Source organism: Deltaproteobacteria bacterium, from assembly GCA_016218975.1.
GTDB lineage: Bacteria > Desulfobacterota > Deferrimicrobia > Deferrimicrobiales > Deferrimicrobiaceae > JAENIX01.
The window spans coordinates 1-2569 of record JACRCO010000027.1 but is presented as its reverse complement, the minus strand read 5'-3'; the positions used below and the strand labels follow the sequence as shown (position 1 = coordinate 2569).

At 59.6% G+C, this 2569-nt stretch carries 2 protein-coding genes and 1 rRNA gene; all 3 read left to right on the top strand.

The window, feature by feature from the left end:
* Positions 1 to 159: 159 nt before the first annotated feature.
* Positions 160 to 984 (top strand): YmdB family metallophosphoesterase, encoded by an 825-nt coding sequence (locus HY896_02910; protein ID MBI5575295.1) that lies wholly within the window; start codon positions 160 to 162, stop codon positions 982 to 984.
* Positions 960 to 2168 carry a tyrosine--tRNA ligase gene (locus tag HY896_02905; GenBank protein ID MBI5575294.1) on the top strand — a complete coding sequence of 403 codons (1209 nt, stop codon included), beginning with the start codon at positions 960 to 962 and terminating at the stop codon, positions 2166 to 2168. The genes HY896_02910 and HY896_02905 overlap by 25 nt, the downstream gene beginning before the upstream one ends.
* Positions 2169 to 2424: 256 nt before the next feature.
* Positions 2425 to 2569 (top strand): 16S ribosomal RNA (locus HY896_02900); the annotation flags it as partial.

Below are 2569 nucleotides of genomic sequence, written 5' to 3'. Positions count from 1 at the left end.
GGGTGTATAGATTGACAGGAGTTATCAGGACCGTCCCTGTTTTGCGTTGCCTGAGCTCGGTCTCTCTTTGGCGGAAACGGAGTCTGGTTATTCAACTGGGGTGTATAGATTGACAGGAGTTATCAGGACCGTCCCTGTTTTTTTTTAAAGGTGATCGTTATGTGGATCTTGTTTTTCGGCGACGTCGTGGGAAAGCCGGGCCGCAAGGCCGTCCGGGAATTTCTCTCCCGATTGGCAGGAAGGCGCGATGTGGATCTGGTGATCGCGAACGGCGAGAACGCCGCGGGCGGCGTGGGCGTGACCCAGCCGACGGTCAAGGAGCTGTTCGACGCCGGAGTGGACGTGCTTACCGGCGGAAATCACGTCTGGGACAAGCGGGAAGGCCTGTTTCTGCTGGAAGGGGATTCACGGGTCCTGCGTCCGGCGAATTATCCGCCCGGCGTCGAGGGGCGGGGTTGGGGCGTGTTCAGCGGGCGCAGCGGCGCTCCGTACGCGGTCGTATCTCTCACAGGCAGGGTATTCATGGGGCAGAACGACTGCCCCTTCCAGTGGATGGACGCGAACCTCCCGGCGATCCGGAGCCGCACGGCGGCGATCCTCGTCGACTTCCATGCGGAGGCGACATCGGAGAAACGCGCGATGTCGTTCCATCTCGACGGCAGGGTGTCGTTCATCGCGGGGACTCACACACACGTCCAGACCGTGGATTCGCAGGTGCTCCCAGGGGGCACGGGATACATAACGGATGCCGGGATGTGCGGGCCGTCCGGATCGGTGATCGGCATGGATCCCAAGGCGGTGCTGCGCCGATTCCGCCTCCAGGTCCCCACGCGGTTCGAGGTCGCGTCCGGCGAGCCGGAGGCTGCCGGAGTTTTTTTCGACGTGGACCCTGAAACCGGCACATGCAAGGCCGTGGAGCCGTTTGTCATGAGCGAAAGACAAATGAGGAGCGCGGACGAATGGATGAGATTCTCAAATCCCTGAAGCGGGGAGCGGTTGAAGTAATCACGGGCGAGGAGCTGGAAAAAAAGCTCCTTCGCTCCATGCGGGAAGGAAGGCCGCTGCGCGTCAAGGCCGGATTCGATCCCACTGCGCCGGATTTGCACCTCGGACATACCGTTCTCATACAGAAGCTCAGGCATTTCCAGGAAGCGGGGCACCAGGTGGTCTTCCTGATCGGCGACTTTACGGGCATGATAGGCGATCCTTCGGGGAAATCCGAAACCCGCAAGGCGCTGACGAGGGACGACGTGGAGCGCAACGCCGCTACGTACAGGGAGCAGATCTTCAAGATCCTCGACCCGGAGAAGACCGAGGTCCGGTTCAACTCGGAGTGGCTTTCCGGTCTTCCGATCGAAGAGATGGTGAGGATAGCGGCGCAGATGACTGTTGCGCGGATGCTGGAGCGCGACGATTTCCGCAAGCGCTACGAAGGCGAGCGCCCGATCTCAATCCACGAGTTCCTCTATCCCCTGTTCCAGGGCTACGACTCCGTCGCCTTGCGGGCGGACGTGGAGCTGGGCGGGACCGACCAGAAGTTCAATCTGCTTGTGGGCCGGGACCTGCAGCGCGTTTACGGGCAGGAAGCGCAGGTGGTCATGACCACACCGCTCCTTGTGGGCCTTGACGGCGTAAACAAGATGAGCAAGAGCCTCGGTAATTACGTCGGCATCACAGAGCCGCCGGAGACGATCTTCGGAAAGATGATGTCGATTTCCGACGACCTGATGCTCACGTATTACGAGCTTCTCTCCGGCATCAGCATGAACCGCCTGGAGGCGCTGAAAAAAGGGATCGGGGACGGTTCGCTCCATCCGATGGATGCGAAGATTTCGCTCGCGGAGGAGATCACCGCGCGGTTCCACGGGCAAATGGCGGGTAGAGAAGCTTTGGAAGGGTTTCGCCGCCGGTTTTCCGGGAGGGAGTTTCCCGACGACGCGCGCAGGATTTCCGGCACCGCCATAGGCGACAGAAAGGATCTTGCTTCCGTCGTGTCGAAAGTGTCCGCGTCCTTCTCCTCGCGCTCCGCGGCGCGAAGGCTCATTGAGCAGGGAGGCCTGGAGATCGACGGCGAGAAGGCGACGGACCCGGCGCGGGAGATCGATCCCTGCGGTGAAATACGCCTGAAAATCGGGAAGAAGGAGTTTGTCGTAATTTCCTTCGGGTAGTCGCCGGAAACTTCGATTTTTTTCTTGCATCGTAAACTCCGTTCGGCTATATTTCTTTGTCCCCTGGAACGGTTGAGGGAACGCTCCTTTCGGATGTAAAATGAAATCGGGGAGCGGTGATTATCCCTTGACAAGCTTTTCGCTCTTTCGTATATTGGCAAGTCTGCCTTGAGGGTTTCCCGGAGAGGCGATCCAATCGGATCTTTGAAAACTGAACAGGGAATGCAGAGGTGCGTAAGGATCCTGTCTTATCCATTTCAAAGTGGAGAGTTTGATCCTGGCTCAGAACGAACGCTGGCGGCGTGCTTAACACATGCAAGTCGAGCGCGAAAGGGGGGGCAACCCCCCGAGTAGAGCGGCGCACGGGTGAGTAACGCGTGGGTAACCTGCCCCCGGGCGGG

Coding starts and splice junctions, on each gene's coding strand:
- HY896_02905 (MBI5575294.1), top strand. CDS start 960: ATGGATGAGATTCTCAAATCCCTGAAGCGGGGAGCGGTTGAAGTAATC.
- HY896_02910 (MBI5575295.1), top strand. CDS start 160: ATGTGGATCTTGTTTTTCGGCGACGTCGTGGGAAAGCCGGGCCGCAAG.